We start from the raw sequence: 20,173 nt of genomic DNA on the forward strand, positions 1-20,173 counted from the left end.
AGCCGCGCATGGGCCCTACCAGGGTTTCCACCCTGGTGGTGGCGGCGCTTGCCGCCGCAGCGGTCGGCTGGCTGGTGATCAGCAGCTGGTACGTACGGATGCCGGTCCTACCCTGGCTACCCTCCGCGACGCTAGCGGCATTGGCCGTGTTCGAAGGGTACGCGGCGCTGAACACCCGGGCCCGGGTCGACCGACAGCCCGGGCACGACCCGGTCAACCCGCTGCTCGTCGCCCGCTTCGTGGTGCTGGCCAAGGCGTCCTCCCTCGCCGGGGCGATCTTCGCCGGCTTCTATGCCGGTCTGGTGCTGTGGCTGTTCATCCAGCCAACCCGGGCGGCCAGCAACGACCTGCCAGCCGCCGGCAGCGGTCTGGTCGCCGCGGTCGCGCTGGTGGCGGCGGCGCTCTGGCTGGAGCGGGCCTGCCGGGTCCCGGACCGCCCGGAGGATTCCGACACCCCGGACCAGCCGGCCGACTGACCGGTTCGCCGGCCCTGGCAGACCGGTTCGCCGGCTGACTGACCAATCTGCCAGGCCGGCCCGCCGGACCGGTGCCGACCGGGCATCGACCCGGTTCCGGGCAGCTTGGCCGGATACGGGGGGTGACGGCCGGACCCGGTCGCGGGTACGGTGCCTGCGACCGGTACGGCTGCCCGGGCCACCGCGCGGACGCCACACACTGGTCGACTGAGCGACCAGAGGAGACGCGGTATGGCGTACGACGATTCGCCTTATCGCCGGCGGAACGCGAGCACCTCGGATCCGACCGGCCACCGTCAGCCCGGCGACACCCGTTACGGCGACACCCGTTACGGCGACACCCGTTACGGCGACACCCGTTACGGCGACGCGCGGTATCCGGCGGCCGAGCCCGGCCGTCGCAGCCCGGCCGGCTACTCGACGAGCTCCTTCTCCACCGTTGCGGACTTCTCCACCGCCGGAGGCTCCACCACCGCGGACCCCGCCGCGACCGGGAACTCGTCCGCTGCTGCGGACCGGCCCACGCGCGGGTCGAATACCACCCGGGCGGCCACCCGGCACGGCCGTCGCCGACGGGCGTCCACCGCGCTCGACGACGTCTTCGACGACCCCCACCACGGCGAACGCGGCCGGGACCGACTCGGCGTGCACCTTGTCTGGGAACTGATCCTGCTGCTGGCGGTCGGTGGGATCGGCTATCTGCTCTACCGGGCCGACCCGGATCTCACCAGCGCCGGCACCCGCGGTCCGCTGCTGGTCTACGCGACCGGGCTCGGCCTGTTCGCGCTCGCCGCCGGGGTCACGCTGCGCGCCGGAGCGCCGAACCTGGCCATCGGGCCGGTGGCGGTGGCCGCCGCGCTGCACTTCGCCGAGAACGGCGACAACGGCGTGGTGCCGGTGCTGGTCACCGGCGTCATCTGGGCGGTGGTGCTCGGCGCGGGGACGGCGCTGCTGGTCACCGGCCTGCAGGTGCCCGGCTGGGCGGGCAGTCTGGTCGCCGCCTGCGTGGCGGTCGTCTTCATCCAGCAGCGGTCCGGCCCGGTCGATCTGCAGGGTGCCTTCGACCCGACCGGCCAGGCGTTCGTGCTCTTCGGCGGCTTCGTCGTGCTGGCGCTGCTCGGTGGATCCCTCGGCACGATCAAGTCGATCCGGCGGGGGGTCGGGCGGTTCCGCCCGGTCGCCGATCCGGCCGATCGGCGGGGCGGCGTCGCCGCACTGGTCACCAGCGGTGCGCTCATCCTGTCGATGGTCTTCGCGGTCGTCGGCGGGGTGCTGCTGGCCGCCGTCGGCAACGGCCCGGTCAGCCCGTCGGTGGGGCTGGAGTGGACGGCGGTGGCCATCGGCGCGGCGCTGCTCGGCGGGACCAGCGTCTTCGGCCGCCGGGGCGGTGTCTTCGGGACCGTGTTGGCGGTGATCGGCCTGACCCTCTTCATCAGGTACGCCGAGCTGCGCGACTTCGACATCGCGCTGTACGCCACCGGTGCCGTCGCGGTAGTGGTCGGGCTGGCGGTGACCCGGCTGGTGGAGACGTTCGGCCGGCCACGGTCGACGTCGGTCGACGACGCCGACGAAGCCCATGAAGCACACGAAGCCGAGCAGACTGCGGGCGAGTCGACTGGTGAGCCCGAGCCGGTCTACTACGACGGTCAGCCGGTGGGCTGGTCGGAGCCGGCCCGGGCCGAGGCCGGGTGGCCGTCCGACCCGCCCACCGGCGGCCAGCAGTCCTGGTCGGCCTCCCTGCCCGCCCAGCCGGCACCGGCTCGGGACCGCTGGGACACCAGCGACAGCTGGGGCACCGACGACAGCTGGGGCACCGACGGTCGCTGACCCGCCGACGGCTCGCTCAGCGGGTCAGCTGCCGAGCCAGCGACGGGCCGGCGGGTTAGGCTCGCTGATATGACCGAATCGCCGGCCGCGAACCGCGCCACGCCGACCTTCGAGGAGCTCGATCAGCTCTCCACCGAACAGTTGCGGGAGCAGGCGTTCGAGCTGGCCCGGCAGCGCAAGGACCTGGGCTTCTTCTGGTCGATAACCCAGCGGCTGTCCCGGGCCGACGACGCCAGCGAGCTGGACGGCGCGCCGAACTCGATCGGCCCGACCGTCGAGGACGCGGTGGCGCTGTGGCGGGAGTTCACCGGCCACGAGTACGGCGAGTCGGAGCCGCTGCTGCGGGCGGCGTTCATCGACTATCTGCTGCGGCCGGGACAGCGGAGCTGACGCAGGTCAGCCGGCGTCGGGTCAGCTGGCGTCGAGGATCCGGCGTCGGCTTACCACGCCGACCGGGTGGTCGGCGTCGTCGACCACCCGGGCATGCTCCGCGCCGGTGACCAGCAACCGGGCCAGCGCGTCGTAGAGCGAGGTACCCAGAGCGAGGGTGGGCAGCCCGGCCGGGTCCGGCGTCGCCGGAGTGTCGTCGAGTAGTTCGCGGCTCACCGGGGTGACCGCGAGCCGGCGGATCGCCCGGTCGGCGCCGACGAACTCCGTCACGAACGGGGTCGCCGGCCCGCCGAGCAGTTCGGCCGGTGCGGCGTACTGCTCCAGCCGGCCACCTTCGGACAGTACGGCGATCCGGTCGCCCAGCCGTACCGCCTCGTCCAGGTCGTGAGTGACCAGCACGATCGTCTTGCGTACCTCGGCCTGTAGCCGGAGGAACTCCTCCTGCAGCCGGCCGCGGGCGATCGGGTCGACCGCGGAGAACGGCTCGTCCATCAGCAGGACGACCGGGTCGGCGGCCAGCGCCCGGGCGACGCCGACCCGCTGGCGTTGCCCGCCGGACAGCTCGTGCGGGTAGCGCTTGCCGTACCGGCCCGGATCCAGTCCGACCAGGTCGAGCAGTTCGTCGGCGCGGCGCCGGATCCGGTCCCGCTGCCAGCCGAGCAACCGGGGGACCGTGCCGACGTTCGCCCGGATCGTCTGGTGCGGGAAGAGCCCGACGTGCTGGATCACGTACCCGATCCGGCGGCGCAGCCGCACCGGGTCGACCTGGGTGACGTCCTCGTCGCCGAGCATGATCCGCCCGGTGGTCGGCTCGATCAGCCTGTTGATCATCCGGAGCACGGTGGACTTTCCGCAGCCCGACGGGCCGATCAACACCACCAACTGGCCGGCGGGGATCTCCAGGGAGAGTCCCTGTACGGCGCGTGTCCCGTCCGGGAACTGCTTGCCGATGTCGGTCAAGGTGATCGCCGCCGCGCCGTCGGCGTCCCGCACGGTACCGTCCACCTGTGTCCTTCCACCTGCTCGCCGGCCGGGCTGACCCGGGTAACCCGTGGTTCTCCGGTCAGTACGTACGGGACAACTGGTCGACGATCGTCGCCGCGTTGACCGAACACGTCACCCTGACGGTACAGGCGGTGCTGATCGCCGCGCTGCTGGCGGTGCCGCTGGCGGTGGTGGCGTACTGGTTCCGGTCGCTGACCGGGCCGATCCTCGCCCTCACCGGCGTGCTGTACACCATCCCGTCGTTGGCGTTGCTCGCCTTCGTCGCACCCTACGTGGGCGCGACAAATCCCGCGTCGGTGCTGATCGCCCTGGTGCTGTACGCGTTGCTGCTGGTCGTGCGCAACTCGCTGGCCGGGCTGAGTCAGGTGCCGGCGGCGACCATCGAGGCCGCCGACGGGATGGGGTACGGCCGGTTCGGTCGGCTGCTGCGCATCGAACTGCCGTTGGCGCTGCCCGGCATCATGACCGGGTTGCGGCTGGCCACGGTCTCCACGGTCGCGCTGGTCACCATCGGCTCGCTGATCGGCTTCGGCGGGCTCGGCGACCTGATCTTCAGCGGCTTCCGGAACAACTTCTACAAGGCCCAGATCCTCACCGGCACGCTGCTGAGCGTGGCGCTGGCCCTGCTGCTCGACCTGCTCCTGGCGGGTGCCGGCCGGCTGCTGACGCCCTGGGCCCGGCGGGTCGCCCCGTGAGCCGGCGGACCGTGGCGGCGAACCCGGTCGAGCAGGCGGTGACCTGGCTCAACGACCCGCTCAACTGGACCAACCCGGGTGGGGTGCTGGACCGCCTCGGTGAACACCTGACCATCTCGGCCGCCGCCGTCGCGGTCGGCTGCCTGGTGGCCTGGCCGGTCGGACTGTGGCTCGGGCACACCGGCCGGGGTGGCGGCCTGGTGGTGCTGGTGTCGAACCTGACCCTGGCGGTGCCGACCATCGCCCTGCTGTCCATTCTGCCGTTGACCTTCCTGGGCTTCGGCAAGCCGCCGGTGATCCTGGCGTTGGCGGTGTTCGCCGTACCGCCGCTGCTGGCCAACGCGTTCACCGGGATCCGGCAGGTGGATCCGCAGGTGCGGGAGGCGGCTCGGGGGATGGGGCTGTCCGGCTGGCAGGTGCTGCGCCGGGTCGAGTTGCCGCTCGCGGTGCCGTACCTGGCGGCCGGGTTCCGAACCGCGGCGGTGCAGGTGGTGGCGACGGCGGCGTTGGCGGCGTTCGTCAACGGCGGCGGTCTCGGGCAGATCATCAGCGCGGGCTTCGGCTTGGGCATCTCCATCGGCGGCGGCCAGATCCTCGCCGGTGGTCTGTTGGTGGCGACCCTGGCGCTGATCACCGAAGGGCTGCTGGCGGTGCTCGAACGGGCGTTCACTCCGCGGCCGCTGCGCCGGACCGGCCGGCGGGCGAACGAGCAGGCCAGCGCGGTCGGTTCGGGTTGAGCGCGTCGCTTTCCGTTCGGGTCGGATGACGATCCGGTGACAACCGATCTTCATCTGTTGTCGGACCCTACGGTGAGGATGTTCGGTAGAGGGAACGGGTGACGGCATGCCGGCACGGGCCGGGGCCCCGTCGCGGCTGCCGTGCTGCCCGCAGCACGCTCGCGCGGGCATGTGCCGCGCCCGTCGGACACGCGGCCGGCCCGATGGGGTCGCGCCGGGACACAGGAGGCGGGCAATATGCATGCACGGACACGTATCGCCCTGAGCGCGGTCGGTGCGCTCACCGCGGCGGGTTTCCTCGCCGCGTGCGGCGAGGCGGGGTCATCCGGCACCGAGGCGCCGGATGCCGGCGCGTCCGGTGCCGGCTGCGCACCGGTAGCCGGCGACCAGTTGGTGGTGCTGACCGACGACAAGAACCTGCAGAACACCGACAACATCGTGCCGGCGGTCAACGCCGACGCGGCATCGCCGCAGGTCATCGCCGCCCTGAACAGGGTGTCGGCCGCGTTGGACACGGATAAGCTGATCAGGCTCAACCGGGCGGTCGACGTCGACCGTCAGACGCCGCAGGCTGCGGCCGAGGAGTTCGCCGCCGCCGAGGGCCTGACCGACGGTATCGAGACCGGACCGGGCGGTGAGCTGATCGTGGGCGCGGCCAACTTCAGTGAGAGCGAGACCCTGGGCGAGTTGTACCGGATCGTGCTGACCGCGGCGGGCTACGACGTCACCGTACAGCAGATCGGCAACCGTGAATTGTACGAGCCGGCGCTGGAGACCGGGGAGATCCAGGTGGTGCCGGAGTACGCGGCCACCATGGCGGACTTCATCAACAACAAGGTCGCGGGGGAGAACGCACCGGCGATCTCGTCGCCGGACCTGGACGAGACGATGACCGGGCTCCGCGAGGTCGGCGAGCAGGTCGGCATCGTCTTCGGCGAGCCGTCCGCAGCGCAGGACCAGAACGCGTTCGCGGTGACCAGCGCCTTCGCCGACGAGTACGGCGTTCGTACGCTTTCCGACCTGGCGGAGAAATGCTCCGGTACGGCGACCGTCCTGGGCGGTCCGCCGGAGTGTCCGCAGCGGCCGAAGTGTCAGGAAGGGCTGGTCGAGGTGTACGACTTCCGGGCCGGCGAGTTCAGCTCGCTCGACGCCGGTGGGCCGCAGACCAAGACCGCGTTGACCACCGGCGAGATCAGTGTCGGTCTGGTGTTCTCGTCGGACGGGGCGTTGGCGACCGGCTGATTTTCCTGGCCGGCGCGGGCGGTCGCCGGCCACCCGGGCTGTGGAGCCTACCTTCTCGGACAGCAGGCGGTACCCGTTCCGTTGATCTGTAGATGTCGGTAGGCTCCACAGCCATGTCCGCTCCCGAGGCCGAAGAGGAGCCGCGCCGCACGGTTCCGCTCAAGTGGCTTACCTGGGGTGGCCTGGGCCTGGCGCCGCTGGCTGCGCTTTTGCTGCTGCTTGGCGACGGCGACGGCTCGTTACGACTCGCGATGGTGATCGCTATCGCGTCCGTGGTGTTGATCGGATTGTCAATCACCTTGCGTGGCGGCGTGGAAACTATGCGCGCCGACATGGAGGATGCGCTCGTCGAGGAAATGGATGTGCTCCGCGAGGACGTGCGCAATGACATTTCCACCGCCGTCCGGGCGACGCACCGCGCCTTCGGCGAGAAGATGCAGGTGGTTCAGGACGACGTCGAGGCGCTCCGTGGCCAGCTGGACGTGGTCCGTGCCGAGACCGCCCGGAGTGAACCGGCCCGGGAACAGCCGGGCAGTGACCGCGCCGGCTACGACCGGTTCGATCAGGCTGCTCCGGCGTCCGCGGTGCCGGCGGCGGTGCCGGCATCCGGCCCGACCGGTGCTGCCGGCTACGGCGGCCAGTACAACGGCGGCCAGTACGGCTCCGGCGGCCAGGCCGGCCGGGCCTCGGTCCCGGCGGTCAGCGGCACCGTGCTGCCCCGCCAGCAGGGGCCGAACGGTGTCGTCCGGCAGCCGGAGACCGTCCAGGTGAGCACCCGGCAGGTCGTCGACCCACGGGCCGACGACGAGCCTGCCGGCACGGTGTACGGCGGGACCCGTTACGGCGGCCGGGGCGGCGAGTCGATCGATGGTGAGTGGTCCGCTCCGGCGGCCCGTGGGCGGCGTTCCGCGGAGCCGGACGAGGAGTCGTGGACCGACCGCCGGCTGCGCGACCAGCCGGAGGAGCGCTGGTCGTGGAGCGGCGACCGGGACGACAGCGCCGAGCAACGGTACGGCGACCGATCCGTCGACCGGTGGGACGTCGGGCGGGCCGACGGCTTCAGCACCGGGTCGCCGGCCGAGCGGTGGCCACCGGCCCGCGACGACGACTACCCGCCGGCCCGCGACGACTATCCACCGCCCCGGTCCGGGACCGGTACCCGTAACGGCCGGTACCCGCAGGACCGGGGCGACCTGCCGGGGCCGGGCGGTGACCGGGTCGCGGACGAGCCGCCGTGGCGGGACGCCCGGTGGGACCAGCGGATAGCCGATCCGCCGTCGGACGGTCCGGGGATCAGCGGTACCGGTCGGCGTGCGGCGCTGCCGGCGTTGCCAGCCGGCAGCGGCGCCGAGTCGCCCCCGGCATGGTCGTCGCCGGCCCGCGATCCACTCGACGACGAGCCGGTCCGGCGCAGTCGCCGGTACCGGGACGAGGAGGACGACGTCGGCCGCCGGTTTCGCGACGACGACCCGCCGCGCCGGTTTCGCGATGACGACCCGCCCCGCCGGTACCGGGACGACGAACCTGCGGACCCGGGCCGGCGGTACCGCGACGACGCGTCCGGCCGGCGGTACCGCGACGACGACCCGCCCCGCCGGTACGCGGAGGAGGGCACCGCCGGCCGCCGGTACCGCGACTACGACGACGAGCCGGCTCGGCGCTACCGCGACTACGACGACGGCGCCCCGGGCCGGCGTTACCGGGAACCGGACGACGGTGGCCGGCGGTACCGCGACGACGACGGCCGTGGCCGCTACCGTGACGACGTCGACTACCTCGACGACCGCCGCTGGCGGTAGGCCGGCGTCACTTGTCGATGTCGCCGACCACGAAGAACATCGAACCGAGGATCGCCACCAGATCCGGTACCAGGCTGCCGGGGATCAGCGTCGCCAACGCCTGCACGTTGGCGTAGGAGGCGGTCCGCAGCTTGAGCCGCCACGGGGTCTTCTCCCCCCGGGAGACCAGGTAGTAGCCGTTCACCCCGAGCGGGTTCTCGGTCCACGCGTAGGTGTGGCCCTCGGGTGCCTTGACCACCTTCGGCAGCCGTACGTTGACCGGCCCGCTCAGCTGGTCGACCCGGTCCAGACAGCGGCGGGCCAGGTCGAGTGAGGCGTACACCTGGTCGAGCAGCACCTCGAACCGGGCGTGGCAGTCGCCGGCACGACGGGTGACCACCGGCACGTCCAGCTCGCCGTAGGCGAGGTACGGCTCGTCACGGCGCAGGTCCAGGTCCAGTCCACTGGCCCGGGCGACCGGTCCGGAGGCGCCGAACGCCGCGGCCGTCGCCGCGTCGAGCACCCCGACCCCGACCGTACGGGCGAGGAAGATCTCGTTGCGCCGGATCAGCCGGTCCAGGTCGGGCATCCGGGCCTCGACCTGGCCGATCGCCTCCCGGGCCCGGCGGGTCCAGCCGGCCGGCACCTCCTCCTTGAGGCCGCCCACCCGGTTGAACATGTAGTGCATCCGGCCGCCGGAGACCTCCTCCAGTACGGCCTGCAGCGTCTCCCGCTCCCGGAAGGAGTAGAACACCGGGGTGAGCGCGCCGATCTCCAGTGGATACGAGCCGAGGAACATCAGGTGGTTGAGCACCCGGTTCAGCTCGGCCAGCGCGGTCCGTAGCCAGGTGGCCCGCTCCGGCACCTCGATGCCCATCATCCGTTCGACGGCAAGCGCCACACCCAGCTCGTTGGCGAACGCGGACAGCCAGTCGTGCCGGTTGGCCAGCATGATGATCTGCCGGTAGTCGCGGACCTCGAACAGCTTCTCGGCGCCGCGGTGCATGTAGCCGATCACCGGCTCGCAGGAGATCACCCGCTCGCCGTCGAGGACCAGCTTGAGCCGGAGTACGCCGTGCGTGGACGGGTGCTGCGGGCCGATGTTGAGCACCATGTCGGCGGTGTCCAGCCCGGTGCCGGTGCCGACGGTCAGCTGGCGGAGCCCGTCGGCCGACCCGGCCGGGGGCGGGGAACCGGTGTCGGTGTCCATGCCGGCCATCGTCGCATGCCGGCTCCCCGCCACACGGTCGACGGGGATCCGGGTTTCAGGCCAAGAGGATTCGAGGTTAGGCCAGCAGGGAGTCGACATCGACGGCCAGCCCGACGGGTTGGACCAGCCACCAGTGCCCGCCGAGGCCGTCCGGGTCGGTGAGTTCGGCGGCGGCGCCGGCGGCGGCCAGCGCGGCCAGGAAGCCGCGCAGGTCGGTGCCGGCCAGGGCCAGCGGCGGTCGGCGGCCGTGCACCCCGAGCCGGTGCAGCGCGTCCCGTTGCCGGCACAGCAGGTGGCCGGCCCCGCTGGCGGCCGCCGATCCGGCGGCGGCGACCGCGTCGATCGCCACGTGGGCGGTGAGGTCGCAGGAGCCGTCGGGGACCGGGGCCACCGTACGGCCGGCCCGAAAACCGGTCAGGGTGCCGGCGACCGGGCGGTCGGCGTACCGGTGGCCGTAGTCGACCGCCACGGCGACGCCCCGGCGCAGGGTCCGTACCGCTGCGGCCCAGGCCTCGTCGCGGGGGCGGCCGATCTCGGCCTGCGCCCCGTCCGGCAGCGGCGGCCACCAGCGGGCCAGCCAGGCGGAGTCGGCGGCTCCGAGTTCCCCGCCGGGGCGCTGGCGGCCGGTTGCCGGGTCGACCAGCAGACAGCGGAGCCGGTCACCGTCGCGGACGGCCAGATCGAGCGGTACGTTGTCCAGCCACTCGGTGGCGACGAGCAGCCCGGTGGTTCCCGTCGGCGGTGCGGCCCGCCATTCGACCGGTTCGGGCAGGCCGGCCGGTCGGGGCGCCGGGTCGACGCCGGTCAGCCGGATCCGGTCGGCGAGCGGGCGGGGCGGGTCGGCGGAGGCACCCGGCGTGTCGGCGAGCGGGCCTGGCGTGTCGGCGAGCAGCCGGTGTACGGCGCCGAGCAGTTCACCGCCGCCGGCTCCGACGTCGACCAGGTCGACCGGGTCCGGGTGGCCGAGCAGCCGGTCGACCCGGCACAGCAGCCGCAGCACCGCCCGGGCGAACGGCGTACCGGTCTGCGCGCTGGTCGAGAAGTGCGCGGCGGGCACCGGGGTGCCGCCGGTCACATAGAAGCCCTCCGATCCGTACAGCGCGGTGGAGATGGCGTCCCGCCAGGTCAGCACCGGGCCACCCTAGATCAGCGGGTGAAGGTTTTCACACACCGTTGTTTCCGGTCCGTTGCCACGGCGCATACTGGCATCGACCGGTACCCCCGTTTCGAGGACTGGATCACATCATGAGCGCATCGGCGCGCCCGACGGCGGCGGACGTTCCCGCTGCCCGGGTGACCGGCCCCGCTGTCGGGGTCGTGGGCGCCGGCCGGGTCGGCGCGGTGCTCGCCGCCGCCCTGACCGCCGCCGGCCACCGAATCACCGCGGTCTCCGGCGCCAGCCCGGCCAGCCGGGACCGGATCCGTCGGTTGCTGCCCGGCGTCGAGCCCCGGCCGGCGGCCGAGGTCGCCGACGTCGCCGAGCTGCTGATCCTCGCGGTGCCCGACGACGTGCTGCCGACCGTGCTGGCCGACCTGGTGACGGCCGGCGCGCTGCGGCCCGGCCAGGTCGTGGCACACACCTCGGGGGCGCACGGTCTCGCCGTACTGGCCCCGGCCGCGGCGGTCGGCGCCGCCCCGCTGGCGCTGCACCCGGCGATGACCTTCACCGGCGAGCTCGGCGACCTGGACCGGCTGCCCGGGATCAGCTACGGGGTGACCGCCGACCAGCCGCTGCGGCCGCTGGCCACCCGGTTGGTGGCGGCACTGGGCGGCACCGTCGAGTGGGTCGACGAGACGGACCGGCCGCTCTACCACGCCGCCCTGGCACACGGCGCGAACCACCTGGTCACCCTGGTCAACGAGGCCAGCGACCGGCTGCGCGACGCCGGGGTCGGCGACCCTGCCCGGGTGCTCGCGCCGCTGCTGCGCGCCGCCCTGGACAACGCCCTGGCGCACGGCGACGCCGCGCTGACCGGGCCGGTGTCGCGCGGCGACGCCGGCACCGTGGCCCGGCACCTGGACCGGCTGGCCGACACCGCCGCGGAGAGCCTGCCCAGCTATCTGGCGTTGGCCCGGCGTACCGCGGACCGGGCGATCGCCGCCGGCCGGCTGCCGGCCGCCGCCGCGGTGCCGCTGCTCGACGTGCTGGCCAGCCGGGAGCCGGTCGTCACGTCGGGCCGGCGTTGGGAGCGGGTCCGATGAGCGCGATGAGCCAGGCCTCGACCGCGTCGACCAGCCCGACCGCGTCGACCAGCCCGACCGCGTCGACCAGCCCGACCGCGTCGGCGGGGCTGCGGGTCGTCCGGACCCGCGCCGAACTCGCCGCGCTGCGAACCGGCTGGTCCGGCTCGGTGGCGGTGGTGATGACGATGGGCGCCCTGCACGACGGGCACGCCGCCCTGCTGCGTGCGGCGGCGGCCCGCGCCGACCACGTGATCGCCACGATCTTCGTCAACCCGCTGCAGTTCGGGCCGACCGAGGACTTCGACCGGTACCCGCGCGCCATCGACGACGACCTGGAGGTCTGCCGGCGGGCCGGGGTCCGGGCGGTCTTCGCGCCGGGCCGGGCCGAGGTCTACCCGGACGGCGCGCCGCAGGTCCGGGTCCACCCAGGGCCGGTGGGGGAGATCCTGGAGGGGGCGAGCCGCCCGGGCTTCTTCCACGGAGTGCTCACCGTGGTGCTGAAGTTGCTCCAGATCACCCGGCCCGACCTGGCCTTCTTCGGGGAGAAGGACTACCAGCAACTGACCCTGGTCCGGCGGATGGTGCGCGACCTGGACCTGCCGGTGACCATCGTCGGTGTGCCGACCGTCCGGGAGCCGGACGGGCTGGCCCGGTCCAGCCGTAACCGCTACCTGTCGCCCCGGCAGCGACAGATGGCGCTGGGGCTGGCCGGCGCACTGCGGGCCGGCGCGGACGCCGCTGCGGCGGGCGGCTCGTCCGACGAGGTGCTGGCCGCCGGCCGGGCCGCCTTCGACCGGCACACCGGCGCCGCCGCCGAGCTCGACTACCTGGCGCTGACCGACCCCGAGCTGGGGCCGGCGGTGTCCGGCCCGGCCCGGCTGCTGATCGCCGCCCGGGTCGGTGACACCCGGTTGATCGACAACACCCCGGTGGAGCTGACCGGCTCCCGATCGGAAGGATCCTGATGCTGCGCACCATGCTCAAGTCCAAGATCCACCGGGCCACGGTGACCCAGGCCGATCTGCACTACGTCGGCTCGGTCACCGTCGACGCCGACCTGCTGGACGCGGCCGACCTGCTGCCCGGCGAGCAGGTGGCGATCGTCGACGTGACCAACGGGGCCAGGCTGGAGACGTACGTCATCGAGGGGGCCCGGGGCAGTGGGGTGATCGGCATCAACGGGGCCGCCGCCCACCTGGTGCACCCCGGCGACCTGGTGATCCTGATCGCGTACGGGCAGTTCACCGACGCCGAGGCCCGCGCCTACCAGCCCCGGGTGGTGCACGTCGACGCCGCCAACCGGGTGATCCAGCTCGACGCCGACCCGGCCGGGGCGCCCGCCGGTGTGGTGGGCGAACCGGTCCGCGGCGACACCGCCGCCGGCTGGCCGGTGGTTGCCGGCAGGCCTTAGCGTGGTGGTGGTTGCCGACCGGAAGCCGGGCGGTGACCGTACGGTCACTCGATGGTGTCGTATGCTCGGCGGTCCGGACCGCCTGCCAGCCAGCCCGTGGGAGGGACTCGATGCGCCGATGGACCGCCGCTGTCGCGGTCGGTGGAGCGCTTGCGCTCGGCCTGACCGGGTGTGGCCTGCCCGCCGGGGTGGACGGTGAGCTCACCAACAGCTGGCAGCCGATCCCCGAGCCGAGCCCGTTCGTGCCGCCGGCCGAGGTCTGCCACCCGGGGGACTTCGCGGAGACCGCCTACCTGTCGTCGTACAGCCCGGTCGACTGCTCGGCCCCGCACCGGGTGGAGACGGTGCACGTCGGCACGTTCGGCGCCGAGGCCGCGGAGGCGACCGCGCCGCCGGCGCAGGGTTCGCCCGAGATCCGCGTCGCGTACGCCGAGTGCGACTCCGCGACCAGCGAGTACGTCGGTGCCGACTGGCGGCTCGGCCGGCTCTGGGTGGGGGTGGCGGTGCCGTCTCCGGCCGCCTGGGAAGGCGGCGCCCGCTGGTTCCGCTGCGACGTCACCGAGGTGACCAACGTCGAGGACAACGGCGGTACGGCGTCGCGCACCGCGAGCCTGCGGGACGCGCTGGCCGAGCCGTCGCCGCTGCACCTGACCTGCTACGCGGTCCGCAACGACGACAACGGCGCGATCGACACCATGCCGGCCGAGGAGTGCGACGAGCCGCACAACGCGGAGTTCGCCGGGGTCTGGCAGGCGCCGGACATCGAGTACCCGACCCGGGACCGGGACTGGAACCAGTTCCACACCGAGTGCCGCAAGGTGATCGGCCGGTACGCGGACGTGCCGCTCGACGGCAACCTGCAGTTCCGTACCGGGGTCATCTCGCTGCCGGGCGGCGCCGCCGAGTGGGCGGCCGGCAACCGGGGCGTCCGTTGCTACCTGTGGCTCGACGAACGCAACGTCGAGCGGTCGCTCAAGGACGCCGGCACCGAGGGCCTGCCCATCCAGTACGAGTAGTGGCCGGCCTCGTGACGGCGGCTGTGCCCCCAGCCGGCCTCGTGACGGCCAGCGGGCCCCCGGCCGGGTGCACCGGCCCACATCCGTCCGCCCCGGCGGCCCGCCACCGGGGCCGGCGCGGTTGACTCTGCCCATGCGACTGCGTACCCCGGCCCTGCCCGAGCTGCCCGGCCGGCTCGGCGCGCCGGATCCCGGCTGGGCGGAGACCACCGACGTGGTGGTCGTCGGCTCCGGCATCGCCGGCCTGACCGCCGCGCTCTATCTGCGGGAAGCCGGGCTGCACGTCACCGTCGTGACGAAGGTCAACATCGACGACGGGTCGACCCGGTGGGCACAGGGCGGCATCGCCGCCGTGCTGGACCCGCTGGACACCCCGGCCGCGCACGCGCAGGACACCGAGACCGCCGGGGTGGGGCTGTGCGACCCGGACGCGGTCCGGGTGCTGGTCGAGGAGGGGCCGGCCAGGATCCGGGAGTTGATCCGGGTCGGCGCCGAGTTCGACCGGGACGCCGACGGTGTGCTGCTGCTCACCCGGGAGGGTGGTCACCGGGCCAACCGGATCGTGCACGCCGGCGGTGACGCCACCGGTGCCGAGGTGCAGCGGGCGTTGCACGCCGCGGTCCGTCGGGACCCGTGGATCCGGCTGGTCGAGCACGCCCTGGTGGTCGACCTGCTGCGCGCCGCGCCGGACGCAGCCGGGGAGCCGGCCCGGGCCTGCGGGGTCACTCTGCACGTGCTCGGCGAGGGCTCCCCGGACGGGGTGGGCGCGATCCTGGCCCGCGCCGTGGTGCTGGCCACCGGCGGGATGGGGCAGATCTTCGCCACCACCACCAACCCGGCGGTCTCCACCGGCGACGGGGTGGCGCTGGCGCTGCGGGCCGGCGCGGCAGTGGCCGACCTGGAGTTCGTCCAGTTCCATCCGACGGCCCTGGTGGTACCGGGTGCCGCCGGCGGCAGCGGCCAGCAGCCGCTGGTGTCCGAGGCGCTGCGTGGCGAGGGCGCGCGGCTGCTCGACCCCGACGGCAAACGGTTCATGCTCGGCCAGCACGAGCTCGCCGAGCTGGCCCCGCGCGACGTGGTCGCCAAGGGCATCCACCGGGTGATGTCGGCGGTCGACGTCGACCACGTGCAGCTCGACGCCCGGCATCTGGGCGGCGAGTTCCTGGCCCGGCGCTTCCCGACGATCGTGGCGTCCTGCCGGGCCATCGGCGTCGACCCCGCCGAGGAGCTGATCCCGGTGGCACCGGCCGCCCACTACGCGTCCGGCGGCGTCCGCACCGATCTGCACGGCCGGACCACCATCCCCGGCCTGTACGCCTGCGGCGAGGTGGCCTGCACCGGGGTGCACGGCGCCAACCGGCTGGCCAGCAACTCGTTGCTGGAGGGCCTGGTCTTCGCCCGGCGGATCGCCCGGGACATCGCCCGCGACCTGCCGCCGCAGCTGGAGCCGGCCGGCACCGGCCGGGCGGCTGATGACCCGGCTGATCCGGCCGACGGCTGGCTGCTGCCGGCCGATGCCCGGCGGCCGCTGCAGCGGGCGATGAGCCGGGGGGCCGGGGTGCTGCGGTCCGCCGGGACGCTGGACGGCACCGCCGTCGAGCTGCGCCGGCTCGCCGCCGGCCGGGGCACGCCGGGCACCGCCGGATGGGAGGCGACTAACCTGGTCACCGTCGCCACCGCGCTGGTGGTGGCGGCGTACGCCCGGCAGGAGACCCGGGGTTGTCACTGGCGTGACGATTTCCCGTCGGCGGCCGACGGCTGGCTGGGGCATCTGGTCAGCGCGCTCGGCCCGGTCGGGCAGCCTACTCTCACCTGGGAGCCGTCATGCGTAGCGAGGTGACTGTCGCCGCGTCGCGGGCCTGCGGTCTGGACCCGGACGTGGTCCACCGGGTGGTGACGACCGCGTTGGCCGAGGATCTCGGCCCGGACCGGCTGGACGTGACGTCGGCGGCCACCATCGACCCGGGGCAGCTCGGTACCGCCGAGCTGGTGGCCCGCTCCGCCGGGGTGGTGGCCGGCCTGCCGCTGGTCGCCGCCGTCTTCGACGCGGTGCCGTCGGCAGGTACGGAGGTCGAGGTGCGGCTGCACCGCTGCGACGGTGACCGGGTGCCGGCCGGCACGGTGCTGGCCACGCTGACCGGCCCGGTCCGTACCCTGCTCACCGGCGAGCGGACCGCGCTCAACCTGATCAGCCGGCTCTCCGGGGTGGCCACCCAGACCCGGGCCTGGGCGGACGCCCTCGCGGGGTCGAAGGCGACCGTGCTGGACACCCGCAAGACCACTCCCGGGCTGCGGCTGCTGGAGAAGTACGCGGTCCGGGTCGGCGGCGGCGGCAACAAGCGGATGGGTCTGTACGACGTGGCGATGGTCAAGGACAACCACAAGCTGGCCGCCGGCGGGGTGGGCGCCGCGTACCGCCGGGTGCGCGAGGCCTTTCCCGGCGTACCGGTGGAGGTCGAGGTGACCACGTTGGCCGAGGCGGTCGAGGCGGTCGAGGCCGGGGCGTCGTTCCTGCTCTGCGACAACATGCCGCCGGAGCTGCTGAGTGCGGTCGTCGCCGAGGTGGGTGACCGGGTCGAGGTGGAGGCCACCGGCGGGTTGACCCTGGCCAACGCGGTCCGGTACGCGCGGACCGGGGTGGACTACCTGTCGGTCGGGGCGTTGACCCACTCCTCGCCGATCATGGACATCGCGCTGGATCTGCGACCGGCCGGTGCGGGCGCGTCGGTCGGTGCCGACCGGCCCGCCGGTTGACCGTCGAGGGGACGACATGCTGCTGTGCATCGACATCGGTAACACCAACACTGTGCTGGCCACGTTCAACGGGGACAAGCTGGTGCACTCCTGGCGGATCAAGACCGACGCCCGGTCCACCGCCGACGAGCTCGGCCTGATGTTCCGCGGGCTGCTCGCCGGGGACTCGGTGGAGCTCACCGGGGTGGCCGCCTGCTCGACCGTACCGGCGGCGTTGCGCTCGCTGCGGACGATGCTCGGCCGCTACTACGGCGACATTCCCAGCGTGATCGTGGAGCCGGGGGTGCGGACCGGGGTCCAGTTGGCGATCGACAACCCCAAGGAGGTCGGCTCGGACCGGGTGGTCAACACCCTCGCCGCGCACACCTTGTACGGTGGCCCGTCGATCGTCGTCGACTTCGGCACCACCACCAACTTCGACGTCATCAGCGGCCGGGGTGAGTTCCTCGGCGGGGCGTTCGCTCCCGGTATCGAGATATCCTTCGACGCGTTGTCGGCCCGCGCCGCCCAGCTGCGCAAGGTCGAGCCGACCCGGCCCCGGTCGGTGATTGGCAAGAACACCGTAGAGTGCCTGCAGTCCGGCATGTACTTCGGTTTCGCCGGCCAGGTGGACCGCATCGTGGAGCGGATGGCGGCGGAGTTGGGGCAGCTCAGTGCGGTTATCGCGACGGGCGGACTGGCCCCGGTGGTGATCGGTGAGTGCCGCACCATCACCCACCACGAACCGATGATCACCCTTATCGGCCTGCGGATGGTGTACGAGCGGAACACCTGATCCCGGCCGCGGCCTTGTCAGCTGCGTCACAGAACCCTGGTTGAGTACGCTCGTGGCCGGACTGTGACCACGAAGTCGCACCGTTGTCCGTACCCCCTGTGTTGAGGATGCCCACCGTGACCGAGCACGTGACCGTACCCGACGATTCCGCAGCGGATCTGCCCGAGCAGATGCGGGTGCGCCGGGAGAAGCGGGACCGGCTGCTGGCCCAGGGCGTGGAGCCCTATCCGGTCGGGTTCCCCCGGACCACGTCGCTGGCGCAGCTGCGGCAGCGCTTCGGCGACCTGCCGACCGACACCGCTACCGGCGAGCAGGCGGCGGTCACCGGCCGGGTGATCTTCGTGCGGAACACCGGCAAGCTCTGTTTCGCGACTCTGCGTGAGGGTGATGGCACCGAGTTGCAGGTGATGCTGTCCCGGGACCGGGTCGGTGCCGAGCGGCTGGAGGACTGGAAGCGGCTGGTCGACATCGGCGACCACGTGGGGGTGGCCGGCGAGGTGATCACCAGCCGTCGGGGTGAGCTCTCGGTGCTCGCCGACTCGTGGCAGATCACTGCCAAGGCGCTGCGTCCGCTGCCGGTGGCGCACAAGCCGTTGAGCGAGGAGGCCCGGGTCCGGCAGCGGTACGTCGACCTGATCGTCCGCCCGGAGGCGCGTCGGACCGTGCGAACCCGGGCGACGGTGCTGCGTACCCTGCGCGACTCGTTCCACCAGCGGGGCTTCACCGAGGTGGAGACGCCGATGCTGCAGGTGCTGCACGGTGGTGCGGCGGCCCGGCCCTTCGTCACGCACAGCAACGCTCTTGATGTCGATCTGTATCTGCGAATCGCTCCTGAGCTATTCCTCAAGCGCTGTGTGGTCGGCGGCATCGACCGGGTGTTCGAGATCAACCGGAACTTCCGCAATGAGGGGGTTGACTCCTCGCACTCGCCCGAGTTCGCCATGTTGGAGACCTACGAGGCGTACGGGGACTACGACACCATGGCGCGGCTGACCCAGGATCTGGTACAGGAGTGCGCCAGTGCGATCAATGGGTCACATGTGGTGACCCACGCCGACGGGTCGGAGTTCGACCTTGGCGGCCAGTGGCGTACGGTGACTCTGTACGGAGTGTTGTCGGAAGCTCTCGGTGAGGAAGTCACCGTACGGACCGACCGAGCGCAGTTGCTGCGTTACGCCGAGAAGTTCGATGTCGCCGTGGACCCGAAGTGGGGTCCGGGCAAGCTGGCGGAGGAACTCTTCGAGGAATTGGTCGTGCCGACTCTGCTCCAGCCGACCTTCGTGCGGGACTACCCGGTGGAGACCAGCCCACTGACCCGGGCGCACCGCGCCGAGCCGGGGCTGGCCGAGAAGTGGGACCTCTACCTGCGCGGGGTCGAGCTGGCGACCGCGTACAGCGAGCTGGTCGACCCGGTGGTGCAGCGGGAGCGACTGGTGGCCCAGGCGCGGCTGGCCGCTGGCGGTGACCCGGAGGCGATGCGCCTCGACGAGGACTTCCTCCGGGCCATGGAGTACGGAATGCCGCCGGCCGGGGGCATGGGAATGGGAATCGACCGGTTGCTCATGGCCCTGACCGGCCTGGGTATTCGCGAAACCATCCTCTTCCCTCTGGTCCGTCCGGAGTAGTCGGCCAAATTTTTCTCGGGGAGTTTGCGCGTCCTATTGACGGCTGGCGCATCTTTCGGGCTATTGTGCTCTTGATTGCGGGAGAACGTGCTCGGAAGGACAACGGCCTGTGGCCAAGCAGATCATTCACAAGCTGGTCGACGATCTGGACGGCGGCGACGCCGACGAGACCGTCAAGTTCGCCCTCGACGGCGTCCAGTACGAGATCGACCTCTCGGAGAAGAACGCGGACAAATTGCGGCAGGTTTTCGCTCCGTACGTGGCTGCTGGTACCAAGATCGGCCGCGGTGGCGTGGTCGTGGGTGGTCGGGCCGCGCGGGGTCGGGGCGGTGCCGCCGCCGACCGTGAGCAGAACCGGGCGATCAGGGCCTGGGCGAAGAAGGAAGGCAAGGAGATCTCCGACCGCGGGCGCATCCCGCAGGAGATCGTGGACGAGTACCACGCCAAAGCCGGGCGCTGATCGTCCCGGGCGTGCCGGTACCGGCCAGCCCTCGTCGGCCAGTCGGAGCCAGTGACACGAGGTACGGATGTCTCATCCGTACCTCGTGTCCGTTTTTGTGGTTTGGCGGCGCGATCCTGCGGCGATCGGCTGGGCTGCACGGTGCCGGCCGGGTCTACTGCTCTGGCCAGAGCGTGGCAGGTTGTCCACAGCCTGTGCACCGGTTGTCCACAGGTCTGTGGACAACCGGTTGGGCGGTGGCGGTACGGACGGCGCGCCCCGGTGCGCCGCCGCCGCGCCCGGTCACCGGACCGAGCGGATTTCGCTCACCGCGTAGCGCCGGAGCCTCGGGGAACAGCCAACGACCCGGCACAGTTGGGGTAAACGTTGCGGATCGCCCCTGCTCCGGCCCGACACGGCAGGAGCGGAGTCGGCCCACGGCGATAGAGTGATGGCACGAGCTTCCGCCTGGAGGCTCGTGCGCTGGCCCGCCAAGACCACTGGCGCACGGCACGTGAGGAGCACGAGGGCATGTTCGAGCGGTTCACCGACCGAGCGCGACGGGTTGTCGTCCTGGCTCAGGAAGAAGCCCGGATGCTCAACCACAAC

General features: G+C 72.6%; 19 protein-coding genes and 1 pseudogene. 16 read left to right on the forward strand and 4 right to left on the reverse strand.

The genetic code is table 11. From position 1 onward, the window contains the following. The first annotated feature begins 8 nt into the window (after positions 1-8). The 3 genes from ACFHWT_RS20795 to ACFHWT_RS20805 all read left to right on the forward strand — a co-directional run bounded on the left by ACFHWT_RS20795 (position 9) and on the right by ACFHWT_RS20805 (position 2,693). On the forward strand, positions 9-476 hold the full coding sequence (locus ACFHWT_RS20795) for a DUF3180 domain-containing protein (protein ID WP_416596336.1): 468 nt from the start codon (positions 9-11) through the stop codon (positions 474-476). Between the two features lie 231 nt (positions 477-707). Next, positions 708-2,303, forward strand: a complete 1,596-nt coding sequence (locus ACFHWT_RS20800; RefSeq protein WP_416596337.1) for an ABC transporter permease — start codon at positions 708-710, stop codon at positions 2,301-2,303. Between the two features lie 69 nt (positions 2,304-2,372). After that, positions 2,373-2,693: a hypothetical protein gene (locus ACFHWT_RS20805; RefSeq protein ID WP_416596338.1), complete on the forward strand. Its 321-nt coding sequence runs from the start codon at positions 2,373-2,375 to the stop codon at positions 2,691-2,693. 21 nt (positions 2,694-2,714) lie between these two features. Here the strand turns inward: ACFHWT_RS20805 and ACFHWT_RS20810 are convergent, their stop codons facing one another. Beyond that, positions 2,715-3,698 (reverse strand): ABC transporter ATP-binding protein, encoded by a 984-nt coding sequence (locus tag ACFHWT_RS20810; protein ID WP_416596339.1) that lies wholly within the window; start codon positions 3,696-3,698, stop codon positions 2,715-2,717. Between the two features lie 2 nt (positions 3,699-3,700). On the opposite strand from ACFHWT_RS20810, the gene ACFHWT_RS20815 reads away from it, so the two are divergent. From ACFHWT_RS20815 to ACFHWT_RS20830, 4 genes are all read left to right on the forward strand, one after another. Next, on the forward strand, positions 3,701-4,393 hold the full coding sequence (locus ACFHWT_RS20815) for an ABC transporter permease (protein WP_416596340.1): 693 nt from the start codon (positions 3,701-3,703) through the stop codon (positions 4,391-4,393). Beyond that, positions 4,390-5,130, forward strand: a complete 741-nt coding sequence (locus ACFHWT_RS20820) for an ABC transporter permease (RefSeq protein WP_278172028.1) — start codon at positions 4,390-4,392, stop codon at positions 5,128-5,130. The genes ACFHWT_RS20815 and ACFHWT_RS20820 overlap by 4 nt, the downstream gene beginning before the upstream one ends. Before the next feature lie 237 nt (positions 5,131-5,367). Further along, the gene (locus ACFHWT_RS20825; protein WP_416596341.1) at positions 5,368-6,372 is read left to right on the forward strand and encodes a glycine betaine ABC transporter substrate-binding protein; all 1,005 of its coding nucleotides are present in this window, start codon (positions 5,368-5,370) and stop codon (positions 6,370-6,372) included. A 113-nt stretch (positions 6,373-6,485) separates the two neighbouring features. Beyond that, positions 6,486-8,171, forward strand: a complete 1,686-nt coding sequence (locus tag ACFHWT_RS20830; RefSeq protein WP_416596342.1) for a hypothetical protein — start codon at positions 6,486-6,488, stop codon at positions 8,169-8,171. Positions 8,172-8,178: 7 nt separating this feature from the next. Here the strand turns inward: ACFHWT_RS20830 and ACFHWT_RS20835 are convergent, their stop codons facing one another. Next, entirely contained in the window at positions 8,179-9,369 is a 1,191-nt protein-coding gene (locus ACFHWT_RS20835) for an NADH-quinone oxidoreductase subunit D (protein WP_416596343.1), read from the reverse strand. A gap of 67 nt (positions 9,370-9,436) precedes the next feature. After that, positions 9,437-10,489: an SAM-dependent methyltransferase gene (locus tag ACFHWT_RS20840; RefSeq protein WP_416596356.1), complete on the reverse strand. Its 1,053-nt coding sequence runs from the start codon at positions 10,487-10,489 to the stop codon at positions 9,437-9,439. A 116-nt stretch (positions 10,490-10,605) separates the two neighbouring features. On the opposite strand from ACFHWT_RS20840, the gene ACFHWT_RS20845 reads away from it, so the two are divergent. The 9 genes from ACFHWT_RS20845 (at position 10,606) to ACFHWT_RS20885 (ending at position 19,585) form a co-directional block, all read left to right on the forward strand. After that, on the forward strand, positions 10,606-11,562 hold the full coding sequence (locus ACFHWT_RS20845) for a Rossmann-like and DUF2520 domain-containing protein (RefSeq protein ID WP_416596344.1): 957 nt from the start codon (positions 10,606-10,608) through the stop codon (positions 11,560-11,562). Further along, a complete protein-coding gene (panC, locus tag ACFHWT_RS20850) occupies positions 11,559-12,509 on the forward strand; it encodes a pantoate--beta-alanine ligase (protein ID WP_416596345.1) in 951 nt (316 codons plus the stop codon). Before ACFHWT_RS20845 ends, panC begins: the two co-directional genes overlap by 4 nt. Further along, a complete protein-coding gene (panD, locus tag ACFHWT_RS20855) occupies positions 12,509-12,955 on the forward strand; it encodes an aspartate 1-decarboxylase (RefSeq protein ID WP_416596346.1) in 447 nt (148 codons plus the stop codon). Before panC ends, panD begins: the two co-directional genes overlap by 1 nt. Before the next feature lie 110 nt (positions 12,956-13,065). Next, complete coding sequence (locus ACFHWT_RS20860; protein ID WP_416596347.1) at positions 13,066-13,971, forward strand: septum formation family protein; 906 nt, start codon at positions 13,066-13,068, stop codon at positions 13,969-13,971. A 133-nt stretch (positions 13,972-14,104) separates the two neighbouring features. Further along, entirely contained in the window at positions 14,105-15,811 is a 1,707-nt protein-coding gene (locus ACFHWT_RS20865) for an L-aspartate oxidase (protein ID WP_416596348.1), read from the forward strand. Then, positions 15,796-16,725: a carboxylating nicotinate-nucleotide diphosphorylase gene (nadC, locus tag ACFHWT_RS20870; protein WP_416596349.1), complete on the forward strand. Its 930-nt coding sequence runs from the start codon at positions 15,796-15,798 to the stop codon at positions 16,723-16,725. Before ACFHWT_RS20865 ends, nadC begins: the two co-directional genes overlap by 16 nt. A 16-nt stretch (positions 16,726-16,741) precedes the next feature. Further along, positions 16,742-17,500, forward strand: a complete 759-nt coding sequence (locus tag ACFHWT_RS20875; RefSeq protein ID WP_416596350.1) for a type III pantothenate kinase — start codon at positions 16,742-16,744, stop codon at positions 17,498-17,500. A gap of 107 nt (positions 17,501-17,607) precedes the next feature. Then, the gene (lysS, locus tag ACFHWT_RS20880) at positions 17,608-19,125 is read left to right on the forward strand and encodes a lysine--tRNA ligase (protein ID WP_416596351.1); all 1,518 of its coding nucleotides are present in this window, start codon (positions 17,608-17,610) and stop codon (positions 19,123-19,125) included. Between the two features lie 109 nt (positions 19,126-19,234). Next, entirely contained in the window at positions 19,235-19,585 is a 351-nt protein-coding gene (locus ACFHWT_RS20885) for a histone-like nucleoid-structuring protein Lsr2 (protein ID WP_123603817.1), read from the forward strand. 282 nt (positions 19,586-19,867) lie between these two features. Here the strand turns inward: ACFHWT_RS20885 and ACFHWT_RS20890 are convergent. After that, a pseudogene (locus tag ACFHWT_RS20890) lies at positions 19,868-20,173 on the reverse strand (hypothetical protein); the annotation flags it as partial.

Source organism: Micromonospora sp. LOL_021 (assembly GCF_048060215.1).
Classification (GTDB): Bacteria; Actinomycetota; Actinomycetes; order Mycobacteriales; family Micromonosporaceae; genus Micromonospora_E.

Coding starts and splice junctions, on each gene's coding strand:
- ACFHWT_RS20795 (WP_416596336.1), top strand. CDS start 9: ATGGGCCCTACCAGGGTTTCCACCCTGGTGGTGGCGGCGCTTGCCGCC.
- ACFHWT_RS20805 (WP_416596338.1), top strand. CDS start 2,373: ATGACCGAATCGCCGGCCGCGAACCGCGCCACGCCGACCTTCGAGGAG.
- ACFHWT_RS20845 (WP_416596344.1), top strand. CDS start 10,606: ATGAGCGCATCGGCGCGCCCGACGGCGGCGGACGTTCCCGCTGCCCGG.
- ACFHWT_RS20835 (WP_416596343.1), bottom strand. CDS start 9,369: ATGGCCGGCATGGACACCGACACCGGTTCCCCGCCCCCGGCCGGGTCG.
- ACFHWT_RS20860 (WP_416596347.1), top strand. CDS start 13,066: ATGCGCCGATGGACCGCCGCTGTCGCGGTCGGTGGAGCGCTTGCGCTC.
- ACFHWT_RS20865 (WP_416596348.1), top strand. CDS start 14,105: ATGCGACTGCGTACCCCGGCCCTGCCCGAGCTGCCCGGCCGGCTCGGC.
- lysS (WP_416596351.1), top strand. CDS start 17,608: ATGCCCACCGTGACCGAGCACGTGACCGTACCCGACGATTCCGCAGCG.
- ACFHWT_RS20830 (WP_416596342.1), top strand. CDS start 6,486: ATGTCCGCTCCCGAGGCCGAAGAGGAGCCGCGCCGCACGGTTCCGCTC.
- ACFHWT_RS20800 (WP_416596337.1), top strand. CDS start 708: ATGGCGTACGACGATTCGCCTTATCGCCGGCGGAACGCGAGCACCTCG.
- panD (WP_416596346.1), top strand. CDS start 12,509: ATGCTGCGCACCATGCTCAAGTCCAAGATCCACCGGGCCACGGTGACC.
- ACFHWT_RS20825 (WP_416596341.1), top strand. CDS start 5,368: ATGCATGCACGGACACGTATCGCCCTGAGCGCGGTCGGTGCGCTCACC.
- ACFHWT_RS20875 (WP_416596350.1), top strand. CDS start 16,742: ATGCTGCTGTGCATCGACATCGGTAACACCAACACTGTGCTGGCCACG.
- nadC (WP_416596349.1), top strand. CDS start 15,796: ATGCGTAGCGAGGTGACTGTCGCCGCGTCGCGGGCCTGCGGTCTGGAC.
- panC (WP_416596345.1), top strand. CDS start 11,559: ATGAGCGCGATGAGCCAGGCCTCGACCGCGTCGACCAGCCCGACCGCG.